The organism is Corynebacterium lowii, assembly GCF_001412085.1.
GTDB classification, from domain to species: Bacteria; Actinomycetota; Actinomycetes; order Mycobacteriales; family Mycobacteriaceae; genus Corynebacterium; species Corynebacterium lowii.
The window spans coordinates 172,926-195,277 of the sequence record NZ_LKEV01000001.1 but is presented as its reverse complement, the minus strand read 5'-3'; the positions used below and the strand labels follow the sequence as shown (position 1 = coordinate 195,277).

The following is a 22,352-nucleotide window of genomic DNA, read 5'->3' as shown; positions in this document are numbered from 1 at the left end:
TCACTTCAATAGGAGTTTCCCACCATGACTGACAAGAACCGCGCCACCCCGGAACCCGGTAGCCCGCGCACCCTCCCCACCACCCCCGACCCCACCGCAGCCAAGGATCTCCAGCTGCTTCTCGACGGTCGCTGGGCCAGCGCCCGCGAGACCTTCCGCGAGGCTTTCAGCAAGGCCGACTTGCTCCCCGACCCCTCCCAGACCCTGGAAGAGGCCCGCGAGTCCATGCTCGGCAACCTGGAGCAGATCCGCGCCACCGGCCTCCAGCGCGGCGTGTTCTCCTCTAAGAACGGCGGCAGCGGCGATCTCGGCTCCACGCTCACCGGCATGGAAATGCTCGGCTACGCCGACCTCTCCACGATGGTCAAGGGCGGCGTGCAGTGGGGCCTGTGGGGTGGCGCCGTGGACGCCCTGGGTACCGAGCGCCACCGCAAGTACATCGAGGACATCATCGAGCTGCGCCTCCTCGGATGCTTCGGCATGACCGAGCGCGGCCACGGTTCCGATGTGCAGCACCTCGAAACCACCGCCACCTACGACCCTGAGACCAAGGAGTTCGTGGTTCACTCCCCGAGCTTCTCGGCGCAGAAGGTTTACATCGGCAACGCCGCCCGCCACGGCCGCATGGCCGCGGTATTCGCGCAGCTCCACACCCCGGATTCCAAGGAATCCCACGGCGTGCACTGCCTGCTGGTACCCATCCGCGACGAAGAGGGCAACCCCATGCCCGGCGTGACCATCGGGGACCACGGCTACAAGGGCGGCCTGCGCGGCGTGGACAACGGCACCCTCCTCTTTGACAACGTGCGCGTGCCCCGCGAGGCCCTGCTCAACCGCTTTGGCGACGTCTCCGAGGACGGCACCTACACCTCACCCATCGACTCCCACAACCGCCGCTTCTTCACCATGCTGGGCACCCTGGTGCGCGGCCGCGTCTCCGTGGGCGCCGCCGGTGGCGCCGCTACCCGCGCCTCCCTGACCATCGCGCTGCGCTACGCCATGCGCCGCCGTCAGTTCGAGGGCCTGCCGGGCAAGGAGAAGCGCCTGATCGACCACCGCGCACACCGTCTGCGCCTGCTCCCCCGCCTGGCGCGTTCCTACGCCCTGGCGCTGCTGCAAAACCAGGTCATCGAGAACCTGCACGACCAAACCACCGCCATCGAGCGCGGCCAGTGGGACGTAGCCAAGCCCAATGACGAGCAACTGCGCAAGCAGCGCGAGATGGAATCCCGCGCCTCCGCCGTGAAGGTGGCCGCCACCGCGCACGCCACCGAGACCATCCAGGAGTGCCGCGAGGCCTGCGGAGGCGCCGGTTACATGACGGAAAACCGCCTGACCACCTTCAAGGCCGATTCCGATGTGTTCACCACCTTCGAGGGCGATAACACCGTGCTCGTACAGATGGTGGGCAAGGAACTCATCACCGCCTACGCCCGCGACCTCTCCGATCTCTCCCCCATCGACATGGTGAAGTTCGGTGTGGAAAGCATTGGCGACGCCCTGCGCCAGCGCACCGCCATTCCGCTGGCCGTTCAGAGCCTCATCGACCGCGTGAGCGACCGCGATGAGACCTCCCTCTTCGACGCAGGCTACCAGGTGAAGATCCTCCAAGAGCGCGAGCATAGCCTGCTGAAGTCCCTGGCTAACCGCCTCAAGGACGCCAAGAAGATGGAGCCCGCCGACGCCGTGGACCTCGTGGACAAGGCCCAGGACCACCTCATCGACCTCGCTTGGGCCCGCATCGACGCCATGCTCATCGAGGCCCTGGTGGAAGCCGAGGCCGAGCTGCCCGATGACTCCCCCGCCCACCCCGTGCTGGAGCAGATCCGCGATCTCTTCGCCCTCTCCACCATCCTGAAGCACGCTGGCTGGTACCAGGAGCAGAACATCCTCTCCGGCAACCGCACCAAGGCGGCCCGCGCGGCGGTCAACGACCTCGTGGATTCCATCGCGCCGTGGTCCGAGGTACTCGTGGATGCCTTCGGTATCCCGGACGCCCTGGTAGACGTGCCCATGCTCAACGATTCCGGTGTGGATCCCCTGCCCTCCGAGGAAGAGGAGAAGGAAAAGGAATCCGCTTAAAACGGGATTGCCACGTAACGGCTAAGTAAAAGGTGCCGGTGCTCGTAAGAAGCGCACCGGCACCTTTTTTGCGTTATGGGGCGGTGTGGCTTGTGCGGCTCGTATTGAGCCGCGCTTAGGGGTGCCAGTGGGGGCGTCGATAAGCGGGCGGCTTGGTCAGTGGCACCCCTAAGTGTTGGGCGCTCCCGCCGCACCCCCAAGGGGTGCCAGCACCGGGTGGAAAAGAGCCCCACCGCACGAGATGGCACCCCTAAGCGCGCAAAAGAACACCGCGCCTACACTGGCGGCCATGTCCAAGAAAGCCACTCCGGCCACCCTCGCCCTGGAAAAAGCGGGCCTGCCCTTTGAGGTGGTGGCCTTTGAGCATGATCCCTCGGTCCAGAATTACGGCGAGGAGGCGGCTGCGGCCCTGGATACTCCGGCGGAGCGGATCGCTAAGACGCTGCTCGTGGAGTCGGATAAGGGCCTGGCGGTAGGGGTGGTGCCGGTGACGGGCCTACTTAATCTCAAGGCGATGGCCGCAGCGCTGGGGGCCAAGAAGGCCACGATGTGTGATCCCAAGGTGGCGGAGCGGGTCACGGGTTACGTGGTGGGCGGGATTAGCCCCTTTGGGCAGAAAAAGCGCCTGCCCACGGTGGTGGATTCCTCGTTGGAAAGCCATGAGGACGTGCTGGTTTCCGGGGGCCGGCGCGGTTTTGATCTGCGAGTGAGCCCGCAGGTGTTGGTGCAGGCTACTGGGGCAGTTTTTGCGGAGATAGCTCGGCCACGCTGAGTAGCGGCTTGGGGGTCAGCGCGTAGGTGTCGTCCCGGCGCGCTTGGCGCCAGGCGCGCACAAGCAGCCAAACAAACGTGGGGTACATCACCAGTCCCACGCCGATCATGTTCAGGATTTGGGCCACGTCATTGCCCGGCGAGAGGTTCCAGCAGAAATGGAAGCAGAAGGCCACCAGGAACCAACCCAGCGCGCTCCCCACGCGCCGCCACGGGGACATTTCCGCAGTATAAAGCGCCACGCCTATCCCCCAACCGGCGATGGAGGTGAAAACGATGTGTAGGCAGGGGCCTACAATCAGGCGCAGCGCCCAGAGTTGGAGGGCGCCGATGGCATCGTCGTTGGGGTCGAGGATGGCCCCATTGATTCCGTAAAGCAGATTTTCCATCGTCTCGAAGCCCAGACCCACCACGGCTCCCGCGAGGAGGCCGTGCCAGGGGCGATTGAGGCGTCGGAAGCTGAGCAGGATTATCACCACGCCCAGGGCCTTGAGGAACTCCTCGGGGTAGGCGCCACCCAGGGAGGCCAGCACGAGGTCCCAACCCAGTTTCTCGGGAATGTCCATCACGGGGGTGGCGAGCACCCCCACGAGGCTCAGACACACGCCGCCGCCCCAGATCAAGGCGGGCAACACCCAGAGATACGCGCGCTGGGGCCACAGGGGAGTCAACCACAGCAAAAACACCACGATGACCACATACGCCGCACCGAGAAGCAGGCCGATGGCCAGGGCTTCCGGGCTGACGATGAGGCCGCCGGCCAGGTTAAAGAAGAGCGCAAAGAGGCCCGCCACGGTGGCGAGGCCGAGGGTGATGGGGAAAAGGCGGTTCATCGCTGCCGGGCCTCCTCGTCAAGGGCATCCAGGATTTTATCGAGTATTCCCTGTTGGGGGCCGTCGAGGACCACGCCGAGGTACTGGTCGTCCGGGCCCTCGTGCAGGAGGGCGAGGCGGGCGTCGTCGATAAGCATGGGGGTGCCCTCGTGCTCGGTGAAGCTGGCTTCCTCGCTGGGTTCCTCCAGCGCGGCGGCGTGGATGAGGCGGTGCAGCGTGCGCTCCGGGTCGTCTACGCCCTGCATGATGGTGGCGGTGACTAGGGTGTCGCCGCACACCCAGTCCTCGGTGAGCGAGAAGCCGCCGCTGCGGCAGTTCAAGCCTTCCACGGGGATTTCCCAGTCGCCGCTGGTGGCGCCGAATACCACCTCGTCGGCGGTGGCGGAGCGCTCGGGGATCGCGGCGTTGATCGCCGTGGGCGCGCCAAAGTACACGACCACGGCGGCGAGCAGCCCCCACCACAGGAGCACGGGTTTGCTCGGTTGGAGACGGTATTTTGGCATGCCACCACAGTACAGTGGGGCCCATGCAAAACCTCTACGAGTTTGTCAATGGTCCCTGGCTCGCCTCACACACTATCCCCGCCGATCGCGGGGTAGACGGCATCTTCCACGCGCTGCGCGACGCCGCCGAGGCCGACGTCCACCGCATCGTCCAGGCCGATACCGGCCGCGCCGGAGCCCTCTACGCCGCCTTCATGGACACCGAGGCGCTGACCGACGCCGGGGTGGAACCGCTGCGGCCCGAATTAGAGCGCGTCCGCGCCGCCCAGACGCCCGAGGAGCTGGCCCGCGTGCTCGGTGAACTCGACCGTGAGGGCGTGGGTGCCCCCGTGGGGTTCTGGGTGGCCAAGGATTCCGAGGGCGACAATAACGTGGCCTACCTGGTGCAATCCGGGCTGGGGCTGCCCGATGAGGCCTATTACCGCGCCGAGGAGCACGCGGAGACGTTGGCTGCGTACAAGGAGCACGTGGCGCGGATGTGGGGGTTCCTGGCTGCCGACACTGCCGACGCCCCCGCCGCCGGGCAGGACCCCCAGGAAGCCGCCGAGCGCGTCGTGGCCCTGGAAACCCGCCTCGCCCAGGGCCATTGGGACGTGGTAGCCAGCCGCGACGCTATCAAGACCAATAACCCCACCGAGTTCGCCGCCCTACCCACCATCGTGCAAACCCTACTGCGCGGCGCGCGGCTGCCGGAGCACCGCCTCATCGTGCGCGAACCCTCCTACGTGGAGCACCTGGCCGGCCTCCTCACCGAGGAGCACCTAGAGGATTGGAAGCTCTGGGCCACCTGGCACATCCTCAGCTCGCGCGCGGGCGTGCTCAGCCCCGAGATTTCCGCCGCGAACTTTGATTTCTTTGGCCGCCGCCTCTCCGGGGCCACCGAGCAGCGCGAGCGCTGGAAGCGCGCCGTGGGCCTGGCGGAGTCGCTGGTGGGCTTCGAGATCGGGCGGGCCTATGTGGAGCAGCACTTCCCGGCCAGCTCCAAGGAACAGATGCTCACGCTGGTGGATTACCTCACCGCCGCCTACCGCGAGCGCATCGAGGCCCTGGATTGGATGACGCAGACCACCAAGGAGCGCGCCCTGGAGAAGTTGAGCCTCTTCCAGGCCAAGATCGGCTACCCCGCCACCTGGCGTTCCTACGAGGGTCTTTCCTTTTCCTCCCAGGGCGCGGATTTGGTGGCCAATACCCGCGCGGGCTCGGCCTTCCTCCACGATTACGAGCTTTCCAAGGTGGGCCAGCCCACCGATCGCGCCGAGTGGGTGAGCACCCCGCAGACCGTGAACGCCTTTTATAACCCCACGGTCAATGACATCACCTTCCCCGCCGCCATCTTGCAGCCGCCCTTCTTTGACCCGCAGGCCGACGCCGCCGTGAACTTCGGCGCCATCGGCGCGGTGATCGGCCACGAAATCGGCCACGGCTTTGACGACCAGGGCTCGCAGTACGACGGCCACGGCAACCTGCACAGTTGGTGGAGCGAGGAGGACCGCGCGGCTTTTACCGAGCTCACCGCCAAACTGGTCACGCAATTCGACGGCCTGGTGCCCACCGTGCTGCGCGAGGCCGGCGTCGAGGGCGTGGGCGTGAATGGCTCCTTTACCCTGGGTGAAAACATCGGTGACCTGGGCGGCCTGGGCATCGCCGTGGTGGCCTATAAGAAGTGGCTGGCCGATCACGACCAGACCGGCGCCGAGACCGCTCCCTTTTCCGCGCCCGATACCTCGCCCGCACTAGCCGAGGGCGAGTTTACCGGCTTCCAGCGCCTCTTCCTCTCCTGGGCGCTGGTGTGGCGCACCGCGATCCGCCCGGAGATGGCCAGCCAGTACCTCGCCATCGACCCCCACTCCCCGGCCGAGTTCCGCTGCAACGTGATTGCCGCCAACGTGGCCGAGTTCTACGAGGCCTTCCCCGAGATCACCGCCGATTCCCCCATGTGGGTGGCCCCAGAGGATCGGGTGCGCATCTGGTAGAGCGCTGATTAACCTGGTGGGCATGACTGAGGATCGTGAACGCCAGGACTTCCAGATCGGCGGCGTGGACCGCGAGTTCACCGAAGAGCAGCAGTTAGAGCAACTGGGCACCTACATCGACGCCCACTATCCTCTGCCCGCCTTCACCCCGCCGTGGGCCGGGGGCGCGGGCGATCCGCTGCCCGCCGATCGGTGGTCCGCCCTCCTGCCCGACCGCCTCACCCACGCCGCCATGCTCATGCTCGGAGCGGGCCTCGATCACTCCATGCCCGGCGTGGCCTTCGGCGCGTCGGTTTCCGCCCGCGACGTGCCGGAGGTGGCGGGCCGCGTGTTTGAGCCGCCGCAGCCCACGGGTGCTTGGGCCATTTCGCTGCACTCGGGCGGCTGGTGGCGCGGTTCCGGCGACGCCCTAGAACACCAATGGCGCCCCGAGGTGGCCGCCGCCGCAGCCCTTTCCGGCACCACGATCCTCGACCTCGACTACCCCCTCGCCCCCGCCCACGCCCTCAGCGAAATCACCGAGGCCGTGCGGCGGGGCGCCGACTACGCCCGCAACCACGGAGCCACTCACCTCACGGGCTGGGGGTACTCCTCCGGTGGCGCGCTCGCGACACTCACCGCGTCGCTTTTCGACGCCCTTGTCCTCACCTTCCCCGACCTCAACTCCATCACCAACCTCCCGCCTGAGATTCGTGGAGAGGCCGCCCTGCCCCCGGCAACCCAATGGGCGCCGACCCTCGTGCAGATTGCCCGCCAAGACGAGATCGCCGCGCGCCCCGAGGGCATCTCTGGCCTGGAGCACGTGCGCGTGGAGGAGTTCACCGCCCGGCACCGCATCTCCACCCCCGAGGTGGCGCGGGCCAAGATTCGCAGCGTGGCGGAGTTCTTGCGGGGTGTGGCGGGGCGGCGGCGCTAAGGGGTGCCACTTCGGGGGTTTTGAGCTGTGGGCGGGGCGCGGTGGCACCCCTTAGGGTTGCGCTGCGGCCCCAAAGGGTGACACTAGGGGCTTATCGACGCCCCCATAGGTGCCGGCGGCACCCCTTGGGGTTGAAGCGGTAACAAGTAGGCCCCCACCACCCCACAACACGAAGGGGTGCCACCAGCGGGAGGGGCGGCGTCGAAAAGCAAGAAACGGCACCCCTTAGCGCTGTACTAGCAGCCCGGCAGTAGCCCCACGCAGAGAGCTGGCGCCGTGCTGGTTTCGGCGGGCGCGGTGGGAAGAGCATCGGGGATCACGGCACCTTGGACGTCCTCGGTAAGTTGGGAGGCCGGGCCGTAGGTGCTGGCCGCCACGCTGAAGCCGGGGCCGAAGGAGGCCGTGGCGTGCATGCTGTGGTCGTCGGCCCAGCCGAACTTGGTGCCCAGCACGCCGGGCAGCAGTGCGGTGCCGTAATCCTGGGCGTAACCATCGGCGGCCACCGGGGCGGCGGTGCGCATGCCCTCGAAGAGGGGCCGGGCCACGGGGTCGTTGCTGGTGGCGTTGAGGAAGGTGGTGACGTCGTTCGTGCTGGTGGTGGTGTTGCCCCAGAAGCCGTTGTAGTGGGTGCTCACCAGGTTGAATTGGGCGATAACCTCGGGGATTGCCTGCCGGTAACGGGCGTCCAGGGTAGAAGCCGTGTGATCCTCGGAGTAGCGGATCATGTTTTCCACCCGCGCGGCGTCCTCGGGCGCACCGTGGGCCAGCACCCAATACCCCAGGTAGAGCTTGGAAAGGGAGAGCGCCGGGCGCGATTCGGCGGCATTCGCGGTGGCAATGGTGGGGCCGCCCTGAATGTTCAGCGTCATTTGCGTGCGCTCGGGCACGAAGGCGGGGTCGATGGTCAGCGCTTGCGCCGTGGGCGCGAGCATGAGCACGGCGCCAGAGAAAGCCACGGCGCGGGAAAGAAAAGTACGCACATTTAAGTACTATCACCCCTCACACTGGGCATAGCGCCAAAGGGTGACACTAGGGGCTTATCGACGCCCCCACAGGTACAGGTGGCACCCCTTGGAGTTGGCCCCCACCACCCCACAACACGAAGGGGTGCCACTAGCGGGAGGGGCGGCGTCGAAAAGCAAGAAGTGGCACCCCTTAGCGCTGCTGCCCCAGCTGCGCCTCCACGGCGGCGAAAATATCGTCGCCCTCCTGAATATCAGGTTCGGTATAGGGATCTACCTGGCACAACGTGAGGGTGGCTCCGGTGGAATCCGCAATGATCGCCATGCGGCCAAAGGGGCTATCCCAGGGGGCGCGAATGACCTCGCCGGCCAATTCCGGGACCTGGGCCACGGCGGCATCAATATCGGCGACACCCAGGTAGCTCTGCCAGAAGCTCGGTACCTGGGCGGGGAACTGCCCCTGGGCGTCGGCCAAACCGGCGAAGGCCGCGCCGTCGGCAAGTACTGTGGTGTAGCCGTTCTCCGTGATGAGGTCCCAGCCCAAAAGACCCTGGTAGAACGCGGTGGCGGCGGCGTGGTTGGTGGCGGCGGTGAGTTCGTGCCACACGGGGGTACCCGGCTCGCCCGCCGCCACGAAGGCCTGGCCCGCCGGGGGTTCGATGAGGCCGAAGAGCGCCCCGGCGGCGTCCACCAGCACCGCCAGGCGCCCCACCTGCGCGGCGGTGGGCTCGGCCAGCACGCGGCCGCCGAGTTCCGGGGCCTGGGCCACCTGGGCGTCGAGGTCGCGAGCAAGAAAGGAGGTCACCCAGGTATCCGGCAGTGGGGAGTCGGGGGCTTGGGGGAGTAGCCCGGCCACCGGCAGGCCGTCCTTGCGGGCAATGCGCTGGCCGCCGCCCACCTCGGTGAACTCCCAGCCCAGGAGCTCGCCGTAAAAGTGTTCGCTGCGGCGCGGGTCGGAGGTGTTGAGGTCAATCCAGTACGGCATGCCCGGCTGGGCGTGAAAGGCGGGCATTACATGTTCCTCCACTTTTCGGGGTCGAAGTCATCGTCGGCGGTGGCTTCGTCGAAGTAGTCGTCCTCTTCTTCCGCCGCGCCCGCCACGCGCGCGCAAGCCTCCCCCACGCACACCACGTCGCCCAGGTGCAGCGCGGCGCCGCGCTGCTGCGTCACCTCACCGTTGATGGTCACCAACCCCTGCCCGATGGCCTCCTTGGCCTCCCCGCCCGTGGCCACCAGGCTGGCCAGCTTGATGAACTGCCCAACCTTGATGCTCTGCCCTTGAATCGCAACGTCGTGTACCTGCATGCGCACCAGTCTAAGGGGTGCCATTGGCGGGGCGATCGGGCCACGCGTGGTTGCGGTGGCACCCGTTGGGGTTGCTGCGCGTAGGGGTGCCGTTTCGTGCTTTTCGACGCCGTCCCTTCCGCTAGTGGCACCCCTTCGTGTTGTGGGGTGGTGGGGGCCTACTCCAAGGGGTGCCGCCTGTACCTGTGGGGGCGTCGATAAGCCCCTAGTGTCACCCCTTGGGCCACAGCGCAACCCTAAGGGGTGCCACCTCGCCCCGCCCACAACCCAAAACCCCCGCCACGGCACCCCTTAGAGCAACGTCCGCAGGCCTTCCACCACCATGAACGCGGCGAGCAGCAAAAACACGCCGCCAGTCACGATGTCGATGGTCGCGGCGCCCCGAGCGATCCGGGCCGAAAGGGCCTGAACGGCCAGGGCGAAGCCCACGAACCACGCCAGGCCCACCACGATGAGGGCCACAGCCACGAGCACGGCCCACTGCATACCCATGTCGGGACAGATGAACTGGGCAAAGACCGCTCCGAAGAACACCACGGCTTTGGGGTTGGCGAGGTTGGTGGCCAGGCCGCCTCGCCAGGCGGCGGCGTCGCTCAGCCTCCCGGTCACGGCACCCGCCTCCTCCAGCGGCCCCGAGCCCGAAGAACCCCGCGCCGCCAGTCCGCCGCGCAGCGCTTTCCACCCAAGAAAGCCCAGGTAGGACCCGCCGAGGAGTTGCAGCCAACCCAAAATGGCGGGGTAGGCCGTAATCAGGGCGGAGAGCCCGGCGAGTGAGGCGATGATCCACAGGGCGTTGCCGGTCATGATGCCCACGGCGCACCACACCCCGGCGCGGCGGCTGCGCGCACCCATACGGGTGATCTGCACGATGTCGGGGCCGGGGCTGACGATGGCGGCCACCCAGATGGCGAGCAGCGCGCCGAAGGAACTCAGGCTCATGCTTGGTCCCTCGGCATCATGTGGAGGTGGTCGATGTTCACGTGGGCAGGCAGCGAGGCCACCCAGCGCACGGATTCGGCCACGTCCTCGGCGGTGAGGCTGAGCACATCCTCGTACACGGCAGCGGCGCGCTCGGCGTCTCCGTCAAAGCGGTTGAGGGAAAACTCCTCGGTATGCACGCGGCCGGGGTCGATTTGGGTAACGCGCAGGTGAGCGCCCTCGGCGGCTTCTTCCAGGCGCTGCACGCGGGTGAGGGCGCGCAGTCCGAACTTGGCGGCGTTGTATCCGGCCCCGCCGGGGTAGGCGGTCATGGAGGCCATCGAGCCGATGTTGATGAGCAGGCCGCCGCATTCCAGCAGGTGAGGGCGCAGGGCATTGCTCACGCGCAGGGTGCCCAGCACGTTGACCTCGTACATCCAGCGCCACTTCTCCTCGTCGGCCTCGCGCACGGGTTCGAGGCCGCGGGCGCCACCAGCATTGTTCACCAGCACATCGACGCCCCCGAGTTCCGCCACGCGGGCCGCGAGGGCGTCCACGGAGTCCTGCTTGGTGACGTCCAGGCGCAGGGCCTCGCCGCCGATCTCCTCGGCCAGGGCGGCCACACGCTCGAAGCGACGGGCGGCGGCGATTACGTACCAACCGTCGCCTGCTAAGGCGCGGGCGCTGGCGGCGCCGATACCGGAGGAGGCACCGGTGACCACAGCTATCTTTCCAGGATGTGCAGTAGGTTGTGAGGTAGCACTCATGCCACCCCACTATATGCCCCCATAATGGAGTGCATGGATCAGCACCATACTTCTCTGGACCAGATGGCCTCGGGGCGCTGGCACATGCCGGGCAGCACCGAACTCACCGCCGAGCAGATGCGCAGCGCGCAGGTTCTGCGCCGCCTCAACGAGCTGGGCAATACGCAGCCCGACGCCGCCCGCGAGCTCGTCCGCGAACTCACCGGAGCCGAGCACGCGGAGGCCACCATCATCGCCCCCGCGATGGTGGAATACGGCCGCCACCTGCACCTGGGCGAAGGGGTGTTCATCAACGCCGGGGTAACCATTCTCAGCAGCGCGCACGTGCACATTGGGGACCACACCATGATCGGGCCGAATTGCCAGCTCCTCACGGTGGGCCACCCGGTCGATGACGTGGATATGCGCAGGGAGGGCTGGGAGAAGGCCGAATCCATCACCATCGGGCGCGATACGTGGATTGGGGCCGGGGTGGTGGTGTTGCCGGGAATCACCATTGGGGATCGGGTGACCATCGGGGCGGGTTCCCTAGTCACCCGCGATATTCCCAGCGATAGCGTGGCAGTGGGCCACCCGGCGCGGGTGGTGCGACAGCGCAGCCCGGAGCGCGCGGCCGCGGAACGAGCAGAACTGACTCAAGAGTGAACCGCCCCTTCGATCTCGCCCGCATCGGCCAAGGTCTCCCCTTCGCTGCGGCCCTGCCCGAGTTAGAAGCGGCCTGCCGCGAGCATGGCCGCGCCGTGGTGCAGGCCCCGCCGGGCACGGGTAAGACCACGCTGGTGCCCCCGGCGCTGGCCAACTGGCGCAACGAGCACCACACCAAAGTATTAGTGTGCGCCCCGCGCCGCGTGGCCGTGCGCTCGGCGGCGCAGCGCCTGGCGTCCCTCGACGGTTCCGCCCTGGGCGAGCGCGTGGGTCATCGCATGCGTGGTCATAGCCTGCGCGGCAGCGCGGTGGAGTTCGTGACCCCTGGGGTGCTGCTGCGCATGGTGTTGGCCGATCCTTCCTTGGACGGCATCGGCGCGGTGGTGGTGGACGAGGTTCACGAGCGCCACCTGGATACCGATGTGCTGCTGGGCATGCTCATCGAGGTAACCCAGTTGCGCGAGGATCTGGTGTTGGTGGCGATGTCCGCCACGGTGCAGGCCCAGCGCTACGCAGACCTCATGGGAGGGGCGCCCATCGTGGATAGCCCGGCCATCATTCACCCGCTCGCCGTCTCCTATTCCCCGCATCCCGGCCGCCTCACCGGCACTCCGGAGTTCTACGAGCACCTGGCTGATCTGGCGCGCAGGGACGTGCGCGAGCACGGTGAGTCCGCGCTAGTTTTTGTACCCGGCGTGCGCGAGGTGGAGCGGGTGGTAGGCCACCTGGGCGACCTCGGCGTGCCGCTGCACGGGCGGCTACCCACCCATAAGGCCGAGGCCGCCCTGCGTGCCACGGGCAAGCCGAGGGTGATCGTGGCGACGTCGATAGCCGAATCCTCGCTCACCGTGCCGGGGGTGCGCGCGGTGATTGATTCGGGGCTGTCCCGCGAACCCCGGCGCGACACCGCGCGTCAGATGAACGGCCTGGTCACGGTCTCGGAGGCGCGGGCCACCGCCGAGCAGCGCGCGGGGCGCGCCGGGCGTGAGGGGCCGGGCCGGGTGATTCGCGCCTTCAGCGAGCAGGAGTTTGCGCACCTCAACCCCACGATCACCCCGGAAATCGCGGTGAGCGACCTCACCCAGGCCGCCCTCTGGCTGGCCTGCTGGGGCACTCCGCGCGGGGAGGGCCTGCCGCTTATCGACGCCCCGCCAGCCCCCGCCCTGCGCGCCGCCGAGGAGACGCTGCGCGGCCTGGGTGCGGTGGACGAGAAGGGGGCCATCACCGAGGAAGGCCGGGCGCTGGCCGCTCTGCCTCTCGACCCGCGCCTGGGGCGCACGCTGCTGGTGCTTGGCCCCGCGGCCGCGGAGACCGTGGCGGTGCTGGCCGATTCCCCCAGCGGCGATATTGCCGCGCTCCAAGCACCCAAACGAGAAGTAGACCGGCTGCGAAGCCTGGCCCCTGCTGCCACCAACACGCGCACAGCAAGCCCCGGAGTGGTCACCGCCCTGGCCTATCCGAACCTGGTGGCGCGCCGGGAGGGGGAGGAATACCTGCTGGCCTCGGGCACGCGGGCGCACCTGCCCGCCGCGCTGAGCTCCACGCTCAAGGGAGCGCCGTGGTTGGCGGTGGCGGAGGTTTCGCGCGCAGGAAATCGCGCGGTGATTCGGGCGGCCGCCCGCCTGAACGAGGCCGAGGCCCTGGACGCCGTGGGGGTCACCGAAGAGTACCGCGCCGAGGTGCATGGCGGGCGGGTTCGTGGCCGCCTGTTGCGCCGCGCTGGGGCCATTGAGCTTTCCGCCACCCCGGTTCAGGTGCCCGCCGATCAGGCCACCACGGCGCTGGCCGCCACCGTGCGGGCCGAGGGCCTGGGGATATTCACCTTCTCCGAGGCCGCCCGGCACCTCTACGAGCGATTGGTCTTCCTGCGCGAACGGATAGGCGAGCCCTGGCCGGATATTGCCGCCGCCGACCCCGAGGTGTGGCTGCTCCCGGAATTGCGGCAACTCGCCACCGGAACCCCAGTGAATAAGATCGACCTCTCCCCCGCCTTACAGCGCCTACTGCCCTGGCCGGAGGCCGCCCGCATGGAGGAACTGGCCCCGGAGCGCCTGCCCGTGCCCAGCGGCTCGAAGCCCCGCGTGGACTACTCGGAGGGCCGCCCCGTGGTGCGGGTGAAACTCCAGGAGTGCTTTGGGTTGGCGGCCTCCCCCACCTGTGCTGGGGTGCCGGTGCAGTTCCGGTTGCTCTCGCCTGCGGGCCGCGACCTGGCGATTACCGAGGATCTCACTAGTTTCTGGGCCGGGCCCTACGCCCAGGTGCGCGCGGAGATGCGCGGGCGCTACCCCAAGCACCCCTGGCCGGAGGACCCGTGGAGCGCGCCCGCCACGGCCAAGACGAAGAAGCGGATGTAGAGGGGTTTACACCTCCACCAACCCCCGCACTCTGCCGAGGCGCAGGAGGAAGGGGGCGTCGATAAGCACGCTGTGTTGCTCTGTGAATACGGCGCAGGCGCCGCGCTGGCAGAGTTGGAAGCCGCTGGGGAGTTCGGCGCTATGGGCGGCGGCGTGAATGGCGAGGTCGGGGAGGTCATCGGCGGTAGCCACGAGGTGAATGTGCTCCATGCCCATCAGGTGAGCGGCGCGGCAGGCCCCGCGTATTAGGGCTTCTCCGTGCTCGTGCGCCCAGCCAGCGGGGATAGCAACGAGGAGGTTCATGCTGCCCAAGGCTAGGTCGGCAACCTTGTTTCTAGCTGCTAAGGAACTGCTGGTATCCCAGGTATGCGCTCATCACCACCACGAGCGCGAGCAGCGCGTAACGCACCAGCTGGGTGCCGCCGCCGAGCACGGTGCGCGCACCTATTTGCGCCCCGCAGATATTGGCGGCGGCCAGCGCCAGACCAAAGCCCCACCACACGTGCCCGCCCACGAGGAATACACACAGCGCACCGAGGTTGGTGGCGGTATTGACCACCTTGGACATCGCGGCGGATTCCAGGAAGTTGCGCCCCAGAATCGCGGTGAAGGCCATGATGAGGAACATTCCGGTGCCGGGGCCAAAGAAGCCGTCGTAGGCGGCAATGAGCCCCACCGCCGCGAGCACCGCCGCCGCGCGCCAACCCTTCCACGCCTTCGGTTGCACGGTGGACCCGAAGGAGGGGTTGAGCGCCACAAAAATCCCCACCGAGACCAGCAGCACGATGGTCACCGGCCTCATCACCGCGCTATCCAGGCTGGTAGCCAGCAGCGCGCCGCCGATCGCGCACAGCAGCGCCAGCGGCACCGCATAGATCAGCACCCGCACCGGGGGACGCACGCGGCGCGTCAAGGTAATAGCTGCCGACGCCGTCCCGCTTACCGAGGCCAGTTTGTTGCTGGCCAGCACGGTGGCGTAGGGAATCTGCGGCGCCCCCGAGAGCAACAGCGGAATGAGTATCAGCCCTCCCCCGCCGACCAGGGCGTCCACCCAGCCCGCCAGCGCCGCGCCGCCGAGGAAGAGCGCCCAGGTGCCGATACCGAGTTCCACAGTCATGGGGATCACACTACCCTGGTGTCACATGGTGAACTTTCCCGATCGCAGCACGTTGAGCACGTGGTCCGTGGTGGTTCCCCTCTCCGTGGCGTTGGGGGCGCTGCTGAGCCACTGGCAAGTTCCGGCGGCGTGGATCGTGGCGGCCATTGTGGTTTCGAGCACCTGCGCGCTGTGGCGCGGGCGGGAATTGCACGTGAACACGCATTATTACCGCTTTGGGCGCGGCATCATCGGGATTATGGCCGGACTGCCTTTGGTGGGCATCGCCCCGTCTACGCTGGCCTCCTACCTGGTTCCCGGAGTGCTCTTTGCCGTTATCACCCTGGGCTGCGGAGTGGCCGGGGGCATGGTGCTGGCGCGGGCTAGGAAGGAGATGAGCCGGGAGACCGCCGTGCTGGCCATGCTGCCAGGCGGGGCCTCCACCATGCCGATCATGGCGCAAGAGTTAGGCGCCGATTATCGCTTTGTGGCGCTGACCCAGTATCTGCGCCTGCTCATCGTCTCCATGACGCTACCGGTGGTGGCGCATCTTTTTACCCCGCCCGCCCCGGAGGCCGGGGCGCAGCAATCCTATGAGTTCCACCTGGGCGCTCTGCTGCTCACCCTCTTAGTGGCCCTGGGCGGGGATAAGGTGGGCAAGCTCTTGAGGCTCCCGGCCTCCGGGGTATTGGGGCCGCTGCTGCTCACCGTGCTGTGCGGGTTGATTCTGCCGCCGCAGTGGAGCCTAGAGCCGCCACCCGTGTTCGCCATCATGGCTTTTCTTTCTATCGGCTGGATTTGCGGCGGCGGGCTTTCCGTGCCCGCACTTAGGCTTTTTGCTCACCAGTTGCCCACCACGGTGGGCTTCATCGTGGGCCTCATGGTGCTGTGCGCCGGGGCCGGGTGGCTGTTGGCTCGGTGGGTGGGCGCCACGTACTTTGAGGGCTACCTAGCCACCACGCCGGGCGCCCTGGAAACGGTGCTGGCACTTTCCCACGAGGACGGCGCGGGGGCCGTCGTAGTGGCTATGCAGATGATTCGCCTGATAGCGGTGTTTATTCTGGCCGGTTGGCTGCCCGCGGCGTTGCAGGCGTGGGACCGCTGGCGCGGCGGCGCCGGATAAAACCGACACACAGCAGTACGACGCCCAGGAGAAGCACCAGCAGGGAAAGCCCGTGCCAGTAGAGAATCCACTCCGACGTAGGGCCCGGCATCGAACCCGCAGCTTCTGCCCTCCGGTATTCCAGACCCGAAGCCACGAGCGAGGCGATGAAGGAAAACAGCCCCAAGGCCAGGAGGTATCCTCCACCACGAATCAGCGCAATCATGCGCCTTAACTTAGTACCTCATCGCGCAAAATAGACATGGGAATGGAGCCCAATTTCAGCGCCTTGGCGTGGAAATCGCGCAGGCTCATGCCCTCGCCCAGGGCCTCATCGCGCACGCCCTCCCACATACGCTGGCCCAGGGCATAGGAGGGAGCCTGGCCCGGCCAGCCGAGGTAACGGTCAAGCTCGAAGGCGAGGTTAGCCTCGGACATCGCGGTGTTATCGCGCAGGAAGGCCTTGGCATAGGAGGCATCCCAGACGCCCGAGCCCTCGGGGACCTTCTTGCCCAGGTGTACGCCGATGTCCAGCACCACGCGGGCGGCCCGGAGGCGCTGGGCGTCGAGAAGCCCCATACGATAACCCGGATCGTCCTGGTAGCCGAGATCGGCCATGAGTTGTTCTGCGTAGAGAGCCCAGCCCTCGCCGTGGCCGGAGATCCAGCAGCAGGAGCGGCGCCACAGGTTGAGGGAATCGCCCTGGATCAGCGGGATGCTGCATTGGAGGTGATGGCCCGGCACGCCCTCGTGGAACACGGTGGTGCGTTCCTGCCAGGTGTAGAAGGTGTCCTGCCCCTTGGGCACGGACCACCACATTTGGCCGGGGCGGCTCAGATCGTCGGTGGGCGGGGTGTAGAAGATGCCGCCGGTGCCCGCGGGGTCGATGCGGCAATCCACGCGGCGCAGTTGCTCGGGGATGTCAAAGTGGGTATCCGCGAGGTCGCGCACGGCGGCATCGGCGGTCTCCTGCATCCAGGTTTGGAGATTATCGGTGCCGGTGATGAGGTAGCGCTCATCCTTGTTCAGGCGGTGAATCGCCTGACGCACCGTGATGTCCTCGCCGTAGAGCTGGCGGGCCACCACCTCTTGTTCGGCGGCGATGTCGCGCAGGCGCTCCAAGCCCCAGTGGTAGGCCTCGTCCAGGTCTACCTCGTCGCCCACGAACTCGTGGGAGAAGAGTTCGTAGCGCTCGCGGCCCACGGCGTCGCAGGGCGCGGCGGCGGGGACCATCTGCTCGCCCAGCCAATCGGCCATTTCCCCAAAGGCCTGCTTGGCGGCCTCCACCTCGGGGGACTCGGGTTCCACACCGAGGTTTTCCAGCATGGAACCGGAATCGGCCAGGTCCTCGCACTGGCCGATCACGGCGTCGATCTGGCGCAGCGGGGCGGTCTTGCCGCAGCCGGCAGCCAGGGAGAGGGATTCGCGGTAGCCCTGAAGGGCGGCCGGAACCTTGGAGAGCCGGGAGCGCAGGTTATCGCGCTGCTCCGGGGTATCCGCGCTCATTACCAAGAAGGTATCGCGGATAGTTTGAATGGGAGAGTCGATATTGTTGAGCCGACGAATGTCCTCGTGCTGGTGGTGTTTATCCAGCTCGATGCCCAGGCGGTCGCGCAGCGCGGCGGCGGTGACGTAATCGACGGAATCAAAGTCGTCCTCGTCGTCGCACTCGTCGGTGCCCTCGTCGAAGGCCACCACGTCCATGACCATCTCGCGGGTGCGCTCGGCTACGGCAGACCAGTATTCAGGGGAGAAATCCTGGAGTTCGCCGTCATAGCCCTCAATGCCCAGGTGGGTGGCATCGGTGGGAGAAAGTGCCGCCGTATCCCGCACGAAGGCCTCACAGGAGGCGTCGAGCAGGGAGGGCTGGCGCGTCGGTTGGGGTACCGCGGGGTTCACGGATTCCACTGAACTCATAGCCCGCTATCTTAACCACAGTTCTTGGCTGCGTGCCAGCCGCGGTACAGGGGTTTCAGAAACCTCGGCATCATAGCCTTTGGGCTGGCAATAACCCCTCAAACCAACCCCCTATATCACATAAGCCCAAGGGATATTGCCCTGCGCCGCCTGGGTGATAATCCCCTCCATTTCCTTCTCCGTGGCCTGGTGCGCCCGCTCGCTCTTCTTCAGCGGATCGTTCACGGTAAAGGTGCCGCGGGCGGCATCATAGTCCGAAACATACACAAAGTGGCCGTAGCCCGGTGCCCCCTTCTCATCGGGGATCACGCCGGTCTGCGTCAGCACAATGGCGGTCTTGCCGCCCTTGATTTCCTCGATGGCCTTGGTGGCGTCATCGCGCACGTAGGACTTCCCCTGCACACCGCGCTCGGTGAGAATGCTCTTCACATCCGAGGTCATCAGGTAGTTGTGTCGGTTTTTACCGCCGGTAGGCGCGGAGTTGCGTAGCTCCGTCATCGCGGCCGCCTGACTGTCATCGGAGTAGCTATCCGGCAGGGTTCCACCGTGGTGGAGCAGGGCCATGAGGATACTGGCGGGACCGCAATCGGACCACTGGTTTTCCTGCCCCTGGTCCTGCTTGATGTAGCGGAAGCGGTGCTCGCCCACCTGGCGTCCGCTTTCCGACGCCACCCCGGCCCCCGACGCCGCTACAGTCACCGCCCCAGACGTCGCAGGGGCAACCGCACCGGCGGGCGCCACCCCGACCAAGGAGCTGACCGCCGTCGCGGCGATGAGGGCACCGGCGGTGACCTTGCGCTTTACGTGAACGAGCATCGTTTTCTCCCCATTTTTATTTAGAAACACGAACTACCCCAAGGTAGACAGCCCAGCGTGGCCGGGTCAAAGGATATTCGCCATGTCCTTCTTCACAGTTAAAATGCACCTTTATCCTGTCCCACTCATACCTCTCACAGGAAGGCCGCTCATGCACTCTCCTCTGGGCCTCACCCTCTGTGGGTTAGCCATCATTGCGCTCACCGTGGGCTTGCTCATTCGGGGCAAAACCAGCCCCGTGGTAGCCATGACCCTGATTCCCAGCACGGGTGCCCTGCTCATGGGGTACAGCCTGGGGGAGATCGGGGAGTTCTTTGGCACGGGCTTGGATTCCGTGATGAACGTGGTGGTGATGTTCATTTTCGCCATCATTTACTTTGGCATTTTGCAGGACATCGGCCTGTTCAATCCGGTGGTCACCGCGCTGATTAAGGCCACGCGCGGCAATGTGGTGTTGGTGGCTTTGGGCACGGCGGCCATCGGCACGGTGGCGCATCTCGACGGCGCGGGGGCCACCACCTTCCTGCTCACCATTCCGGCGTTGTTGCCGCTATATCAGGCCATGCACATGAGCCGCTACGTGCTGCTGGCCATCGTGGCCCTGGCAGCCAGCGTGATGAATATGGTGCCCTGGGCCGGGCCGGTGGGGCGCACCTCCTCGGTTATAGACCTCTCCCCCACGGAGATTTGGCACCACTTGCTTCCCATTCAGGGCGTGGCCCTGGCCCTGGTGTTCCTCATCGCTCTGCTGCTGGGCCTCTCAGAGCGGCGTCGTATAGCAAAGCTGCGCCGCAGCCCGGAGTTTGTAGGGCGCGGCGAGGTGGATGTGCACGCCATCGCCCAGGAGTTCGTGGAGCGGCAGAAGGCCGAGCGTGCCGAGCAGGGCTATCACTACCGTGATGCCACCTGGGCCAGGGCGCTCACCGCCATCATCTCCCTGGCGCTGCTGGTGGTGCTGGTCACGGGGTGGCTGGAGCCCGCTCCGGCTTTCCTCATCGCCACCACCTTGGTGCTGCCGCTCAATTTCGATTCCCCCTCGGAGCAGACGGACGCCATGAAACGCCATGCTCCGTCCGCCCTGGCGATGGCCTCGGTGATTATCGCAGCGGCGATGTTCCTGGGCGTGCTGAACGGGGCGGGAATGCTCAAGCAGATCGCTCTTTCTCTCTTGGAGGTGCTGCCGGAATCGGCGGGGCCGTGGATTCACGTGGTGGTGGGTTATCTGGGCGTGCCCCTGGACTTGGCCACCTCCACGGATGCTTATTACTTCTCCGTGTTGCCCATCGTTCAGGAGACGGCGGGCACCTTTGAGGTTTCCTCCCTGGGTGCGGCCTCGGCTCTGATTATCGGCAATATCATCGGTACCTTCGTTTCTCCCTTCTCTCCGGCCCTGTGGCTGGCTATTGGTTTGGCTCGGGCAGATATGGGCCGCCACCTCCGCCTTGCCTTCCCCTTGGCTTGGGGCTTGGCCGCTCTCCTCGTCACGGTGGCTTTGGCGATGGGATTGTTGGCCTAAAACCACAGCCCAGACTGCTTAGTCTGGGAATAATGCGGGGCAACTAGACTATGCGGTTCATCATGCTTAATATGTGACCATGCCACACAGCACCACCTCCGCCCCCTTTGCCCGCCCCCTCACCCCCGCGGCTCAGTGTTTGCAGGTGATGCGCCAATCCACCACCGCCACCCGCCTCGATCTCATTGACGCCACCGGCTTCTCCCAGTCCACCGTCACCCGCGCGGTGGCGGGGCTTCTCGACGCCGGCTTCATCACCCGCCGCCCCGATCTCGCGGAAATAGGCCAGCGCGGCCGCCCCACCGTGCCCCTGGAACTCAATCCAGAGGACACGATGTTCGCGGGTATCGCCGTGGGCACCTCGGAGACCACCCTGGGCCTCTATGACCTGCGCGGGCATCTGCTGCGCCGCACCGCCGTGGCGGCGTCGGCAGCCTCGGTGAGCCAATACGACTTCCTTGAACACATCATCGCCGCCCTGCACCGGATCATTACTCCCATGACGCGGCGGCTCGTGAGCGTGGGCGTGACCGTTTCTGGGGAGGTCAGTCCCGAGGGCGTAGTGGAGGCCCCCAACCTCGGATGGCGGGGCACGGACATCGCGGCCGATCTGCGCTATTACTTCAGCGTGCCGGTGAGCGTTTCCGGCATCGCCCCAGCCATTTTGGCCGCCGAGCGCGATTCCGTCAGTTACTTCCCCTCCCGCCATTCCTCCCTAGCGATCTTTGCGGATGATTCGCTCAGTGCCGCCCTGGATACCCCCTCGGAGATCACCTCACTGAGTACCCCCGGCGCGCCGCTGACCACGAGTTGCCTGCTGCGCAAGGTGCGCGACCTCGGCGTAGAGGCCCCCACGCTGGCCGACGCCGTGGCGCACCCCGCCGCGCGCCCGCTTCTCGACGCCCGCGCCAAGGGCATCGCCCAGCTGGCCGTGGAACTGGTGCGCAGGCATCTCCCCCAGCACCTCATCATCGCGGGCAGCGCCTTTAGCGAGGACCCCCACGCTCCCCGGATCTTTGGCGCCACGGTGCGCCGGGCGCTCAGCGCCTTTGACTCGCCCAAACATAGCGTGGAGCTGCGCATGATTCCCACGCACACGGAGATCGTGCACGCGATCACCAGGGCGGCGGCCCTGGATCTGGTGTTGCGCGATCCGCTGCGGCTATCCCTGGTGAGCTCCTAAAGCCCACCCAGCTCCGCGCGCACGGCGTCAAGGCCGGTAAAGGCCAGCGCCTGCATGCCTGCCCGGCGCGCCCCTTCGAGGTTTTCGGCCCTGGCGCTGCACAAGACGGTGGTGGAGGGGTGTGCCCCCATCGCGTCGAGGGCCACGGCGTAGGCCTCCGGGTGGGGTGTTCTCACGCCAATATCGCAGGAGAACACCACGGCCGCGCAGCACTCTAACCACTCCGCGTGCCGGGCGCGCACCTCTTCGGCCAGATCATGCGGGATATTGGCCAGGATTCCCCAGCGCCATCCGTCATCACCGAGCCCCAAGAAGAACTCCACGGTCTCCCGTTGAGCTTCCGCGCAGCCCTGCCTATCGGCGCGCTGCGCCGCCGCGACGTCGAAGTACGGCAGGTTGGCGCGCAGCCGCACCTGGTTCCAATAATGCGCGGCGCTGACCTCCCCGGCTTCCAGAGGCGGGCGCAGATCGGCGTAGACCTCCCAGAACTCCGGGGCGCGCCTGCCCGCGCCCACCGTTTCTTCCAATCGCCTGCGCGCGGTGGGGTCGGGTTCACTCAATAATACCCCGTGGAGATCAACAATCAGGCCGCGCATGGCGCCTATCCCTCCTTCATAACAGGAAATTGCGCTGGCCAGTGTACTAACGCTACCCTCTGGTAGACCGATCTGTACGCATATCCCATACCGTCTT

Annotated in this window: 21 protein-coding genes; 9 read left to right on the top strand and 12 right to left on the bottom strand. The window is 66.7% G+C overall.

Annotated features, from left to right (window positions below):
- Positions 1–24 precede the first annotated feature (24 nt).
- Together Clow_RS00905 and ybaK are read left to right on the top strand one after the other, a co-directional pair.
- Complete coding sequence (locus Clow_RS00905; protein ID WP_055175025.1) at positions 25–2,082, top strand: acyl-CoA dehydrogenase family protein; 2,058 nt, start codon at positions 25–27, stop codon at positions 2,080–2,082.
- Between the two features lie 289 nt (positions 2,083–2,371).
- Entirely contained in the window at positions 2,372–2,854 is a 483-nt protein-coding gene (ybaK, locus tag Clow_RS00900; protein ID WP_055175022.1) for a Cys-tRNA(Pro) deacylase, read from the top strand.
- Here ybaK and Clow_RS00895 read toward each other — a convergent pair.
- Positions 2,814–3,686, bottom strand: a complete 873-nt coding sequence (locus Clow_RS00895) for a PrsW family intramembrane metalloprotease (protein ID WP_069724544.1) — start codon at positions 3,684–3,686, stop codon at positions 2,814–2,816. The two genes, ybaK and Clow_RS00895, sit on opposite strands and share 41 nt — an antisense overlap.
- Entirely contained in the window at positions 3,683–4,189 is a 507-nt protein-coding gene (locus Clow_RS00890) for a hypothetical protein (RefSeq protein ID WP_156334511.1), read from the bottom strand. Before Clow_RS00890 ends, Clow_RS00895 begins: the two co-directional genes overlap by 4 nt.
- Before the next feature lie 23 nt (positions 4,190–4,212).
- Between Clow_RS00890 and Clow_RS00885 the strand changes: the two genes are divergently transcribed.
- Together Clow_RS00885 and Clow_RS00880 are read left to right on the top strand one after the other, a co-directional pair.
- Positions 4,213–6,162: a M13 family metallopeptidase gene (locus Clow_RS00885; protein ID WP_055176196.1), complete on the top strand. Its 1,950-nt coding sequence runs from the start codon at positions 4,213–4,215 to the stop codon at positions 6,160–6,162.
- Between the two features lie 22 nt (positions 6,163–6,184).
- The gene (locus Clow_RS00880; RefSeq protein ID WP_055176193.1) at positions 6,185–7,078 is read left to right on the top strand and encodes an alpha/beta hydrolase; all 894 of its coding nucleotides are present in this window, start codon (positions 6,185–6,187) and stop codon (positions 7,076–7,078) included.
- A gap of 236 nt (positions 7,079–7,314) precedes the next feature.
- On the opposite strand, the gene Clow_RS00875 is transcribed toward Clow_RS00880, so the two are convergent.
- The 5 genes from Clow_RS00875 to Clow_RS00855 all read right to left on the bottom strand — a co-directional run bounded on the left by Clow_RS00875 (position 7,315) and on the right by Clow_RS00855 (position 11,030).
- Positions 7,315–8,058: a hypothetical protein gene (locus Clow_RS00875; RefSeq protein WP_211256905.1), complete on the bottom strand. Its 744-nt coding sequence runs from the start codon at positions 8,056–8,058 to the stop codon at positions 7,315–7,317.
- Between the two features lie 175 nt (positions 8,059–8,233).
- Positions 8,234–9,052: a VOC family protein gene (locus Clow_RS00870; RefSeq protein ID WP_055175015.1), complete on the bottom strand. Its 819-nt coding sequence runs from the start codon at positions 9,050–9,052 to the stop codon at positions 8,234–8,236.
- Positions 9,052–9,345 carry an RNA-binding S4 domain-containing protein gene (locus Clow_RS00865; protein ID WP_082418494.1) on the bottom strand — a complete coding sequence of 98 codons (294 nt, stop codon included), beginning with the start codon at positions 9,343–9,345 and terminating at the stop codon, positions 9,052–9,054. Before Clow_RS00865 ends, Clow_RS00870 begins: the two co-directional genes overlap by 1 nt.
- 291 nt (positions 9,346–9,636) lie before the next feature.
- Positions 9,637–10,284, bottom strand: coding sequence for a LysE family translocator (locus Clow_RS00860; RefSeq protein WP_055175009.1), 648 nt, complete (start codon positions 10,282–10,284; stop codon positions 9,637–9,639).
- Positions 10,281–11,030: an SDR family oxidoreductase gene (locus Clow_RS00855; protein WP_055175007.1), complete on the bottom strand. Its 750-nt coding sequence runs from the start codon at positions 11,028–11,030 to the stop codon at positions 10,281–10,283. Before Clow_RS00855 ends, Clow_RS00860 begins: the two co-directional genes overlap by 4 nt.
- A gap of 33 nt (positions 11,031–11,063) precedes the next feature.
- On the opposite strand from Clow_RS00855, the gene Clow_RS00850 reads away from it, so the two are divergent.
- Both Clow_RS00850 and Clow_RS00845 read left to right on the top strand, forming a co-directional pair.
- Positions 11,064–11,675 (top strand): sugar O-acetyltransferase, encoded by a 612-nt coding sequence (locus Clow_RS00850; protein ID WP_055175004.1) that lies wholly within the window; start codon positions 11,064–11,066, stop codon positions 11,673–11,675.
- On the top strand, positions 11,672–14,029 hold the full coding sequence (locus tag Clow_RS00845; protein ID WP_055175002.1) for an ATP-dependent RNA helicase: 2,358 nt from the start codon (positions 11,672–11,674) through the stop codon (positions 14,027–14,029). Before Clow_RS00850 ends, Clow_RS00845 begins: the two co-directional genes overlap by 4 nt.
- Before the next feature lie 6 nt (positions 14,030–14,035).
- Here the strand turns inward: Clow_RS00845 and Clow_RS00840 are convergent, their stop codons facing one another.
- Together Clow_RS00840 and Clow_RS00835 are read right to left on the bottom strand one after the other, a co-directional pair.
- Positions 14,036–14,332: a hypothetical protein gene (locus tag Clow_RS00840; protein ID WP_055174999.1), complete on the bottom strand. Its 297-nt coding sequence runs from the start codon at positions 14,330–14,332 to the stop codon at positions 14,036–14,038.
- Positions 14,333–14,363: 31 nt separating this feature from the next.
- Complete coding sequence (locus Clow_RS00835; protein WP_055174995.1) at positions 14,364–15,146, bottom strand: TSUP family transporter; 783 nt, start codon at positions 15,144–15,146, stop codon at positions 14,364–14,366.
- A 25-nt stretch (positions 15,147–15,171) separates the two neighbouring features.
- On the opposite strand from Clow_RS00835, the gene Clow_RS00830 reads away from it, so the two are divergent.
- Positions 15,172–16,248: an AbrB family transcriptional regulator gene (locus Clow_RS00830; RefSeq protein WP_055174993.1), complete on the top strand. Its 1,077-nt coding sequence runs from the start codon at positions 15,172–15,174 to the stop codon at positions 16,246–16,248.
- Between the two features lie 210 nt (positions 16,249–16,458).
- Here Clow_RS00830 and Clow_RS00825 read toward each other — a convergent pair whose 3' ends face one another.
- Entirely contained in the window at positions 16,459–18,144 is a 1,686-nt protein-coding gene (locus Clow_RS00825) for a DUF885 domain-containing protein (RefSeq protein WP_055174990.1), read from the bottom strand.
- A 111-nt stretch (positions 18,145–18,255) separates the two neighbouring features.
- Positions 18,256–18,960: a C39 family peptidase gene (locus Clow_RS00820; RefSeq protein WP_055174987.1), complete on the bottom strand. Its 705-nt coding sequence runs from the start codon at positions 18,958–18,960 to the stop codon at positions 18,256–18,258.
- A 151-nt stretch (positions 18,961–19,111) separates the two neighbouring features.
- Between Clow_RS00820 and Clow_RS00815 the strand changes: the two genes are divergently transcribed.
- Together Clow_RS00815 and Clow_RS00810 are read left to right on the top strand one after the other, a co-directional pair.
- The gene (locus tag Clow_RS00815; protein WP_055174984.1) at positions 19,112–20,476 is read left to right on the top strand and encodes a CitMHS family transporter; all 1,365 of its coding nucleotides are present in this window, start codon (positions 19,112–19,114) and stop codon (positions 20,474–20,476) included.
- A 79-nt stretch (positions 20,477–20,555) separates the two neighbouring features.
- A complete protein-coding gene (locus Clow_RS00810; RefSeq protein ID WP_055174981.1) occupies positions 20,556–21,659 on the top strand; it encodes an ROK family transcriptional regulator in 1,104 nt (367 codons plus the stop codon).
- Here Clow_RS00810 and Clow_RS00805 read toward each other — a convergent pair.
- On the bottom strand, positions 21,656–22,255 hold the full coding sequence (locus Clow_RS00805) for an HAD family hydrolase (RefSeq protein WP_055174979.1): 600 nt from the start codon (positions 22,253–22,255) through the stop codon (positions 21,656–21,658). The genes Clow_RS00810 and Clow_RS00805 overlap by 4 nt on opposite strands.
- Positions 22,256–22,352 lie beyond the last annotated feature (97 nt).